Annotated in this window: 2 protein-coding genes and 1 pseudogene; 2 read left to right on the top strand and 1 reads right to left on the bottom strand. The window is 69.2% G+C overall.

Features of this window, described 5'->3' with window-relative positions:
* Window positions 1–967 (top strand): annotated as a pseudogene (locus tag KZA10_RS13825) (ATP-dependent DNA ligase); the annotation flags it as partial.
* Window positions 968–977: 10 nt separating this feature from the next.
* Here KZA10_RS13825 and KZA10_RS13820 read toward each other — a convergent pair.
* Window positions 978–1,487: a phosphoribosyltransferase gene (locus KZA10_RS13820; protein WP_017828369.1), complete on the bottom strand. Its 510-nt coding sequence runs from the start codon at window positions 1,485–1,487 to the stop codon at window positions 978–980.
* 164 nt (window positions 1,488–1,651) lie between these two features.
* Between KZA10_RS13820 and KZA10_RS13815 the strand changes: the two genes are divergently transcribed.
* Window positions 1,652–1,874, top strand: a 223-nt coding sequence (locus tag KZA10_RS13815) for a thiamine pyrophosphate-binding protein (protein WP_256934861.1), incomplete at its 3' end; no start/stop codon positions are given.

Raw genomic sequence — 1,874 nt, 5'->3', positions numbered from 1 at the left:
GCCCATGCTGGCCGCGACGGCTGCGACGCCCTCTGCCGCGCTGGAGGTCACCGGCCGGGCCTCTGTCGAGTACAAGCTCGACGGCGCCCGCATCCAGGCGCATCGCCACGGCGACGAGGTCGGCATCTACACGCGGAGCCTGGCCGACATCACGCACCGCGTGCCCGAGATCGTCGAGATCGTGCGCGCTCTCCCGGCGCACGACGTCATCCTCGACGGCGAGACGCTGTCGCTCGACGAAGACGGTGGGCCGCGCCCGTTCCAGGAGACCATGTCGCGGTTCGGTGCCGATGTGTCGCGCGAGCTCGTGCTGCGACCGTGGTTCTTCGACGTGCTGCACGTCGACGGGCGCGACCTGATCGACGAACCGCTCTCCGTCCGTCTGGCCGAGCTCGAACGCGTGGTCGGCGACTGGCGGATGCCGGGCATCGTCACCGACGATGCGGATGCCGCCGAGCAGCTGTCGCGCGATGCTCTCGCCGCCGGACACGAAGGCGTCGTGATCAAGGCCGTGGATGCGCCGTACGCCGCCGGTCGGCGCGGCAAGTCCTGGGTGAAGGTCAAACCGGTGCTGACCTTCGATCTGGTCGTGCTCGGGGCGGAGTGGGGCTCCGGCCGCCGCCGTGGCTGGCTCTCGAACCTCCACCTGGGCGCCCGTGATCCCTCGGGAGAATTCGGCGACGCCGACGGCTACGTCATGGTCGGAAAGACCTTCAAGGGCCTCACCGACGAGCTCCTGCGGTGGCAGACCGCCGAGTTCCCCGGGCATGAGTCGCACCGCACGGCGTCCACCGTGTTCCTGCGCCCCGAACTCGTCGTGGAGATCGCGGTCGACGGCGTGCAGCGCTCACCGCGATATCCCGGGGGCGTCGCCCTGCGATTCGCCCGGGTGAAGGGCTACCGGCAGGACAAGTCGCCGTCCGAGGCCGACACGATCCAGACACTGCGTTCCCTGCTGCGCGGCTGACCCGCCGGCCTCACGCTGACGGCGCGAGGCCCTGGTCCTCTTCGCGGACCGTCCCGCGGAAAGACCACGGGAAGTCGATCCACAGATCGGTGTCCTTCCACGCGAAGTCGGGCTGGATGATCGTGGAGGGCTTGGTGTAGATCGTGACCGAGCGCACGTCGGCGCCCTTGTCCTTCAGCAGCTGCACGGCGAGCGCGAGTGTGCGACCCGAGTCGGCGACATCGTCGACGAGCAGCACCCGGCGGCCGTCGAGATAGGCCATGTCGAGCTCGGGAGGCAGAACCTCTGGGGCGTCGAGCACAGTGCCGATCCCGGTGTAGAACTCGACATTGATGGCCCCGCAGTTCTTGGCGCCGAGTCCGTACGCGATCGCCCCGGCGGGGAGCAGACCGCCACGCGCGATCGCGACGACGACCTCCGGCAGGAAACCGCTGTCGAGGATGTCGCGCGCGAGATCGCGCGTCGCCGCCCCGAAACCGTCCCAGGTGAGTGTCTCGCGCTCGATCTCTGCATCAGTCATTCCTGCATCCTCCCGCATCCTGCGCTGCTCCCCCCGCCGGTAGACTGAGCGGGTCCGGCCCGGCCGGTGCCTGAAAAAGAGGCACGAAGCACTTCGCGAAGACGCGGAGGCGAGACACATACGGATCCCGCAGTTCCTCCGTCCCTGTCTCGAAAGGCTTTCCCATGCCCACCGTCTCCGCGCACGTCGCCCTCACCCTCGCTCAGCACATCGACGCCGTCTTCGGCGTGATGGGCAACGGCAACGCCTATTTCCTCGACGCGATCGAGACGCAGACGGATGCCGTGTTCACCGCTGTGCGCCACGAGCAGGGCGCCGTGGTCGCCGCCGACGCCCACTTCCGCGCGTCCGGCCGCATCGCCGCGGGCACGTCGACGTACGGCGCCG

The sequence above is a fragment of the Microbacterium sp. BF1 genome, from assembly GCF_019279095.1.
Taxonomy (GTDB): Bacteria; Actinomycetota; Actinomycetes; order Actinomycetales; family Microbacteriaceae; genus Microbacterium; species Microbacterium maritypicum.
Note: the sequence above shows the minus strand (reverse complement) of the source record. Positions and strands in the feature narration are given on the sequence as shown.

Bases quoted from the DNA above. Each gene is read 5' to 3' on its own strand.
- KZA10_RS13820 (WP_017828369.1), bottom strand. From the start codon at position 1,487: ATGACTGATGCAGAGATCGAGCGCGAGACACTCACCTGGGACGGTTTC.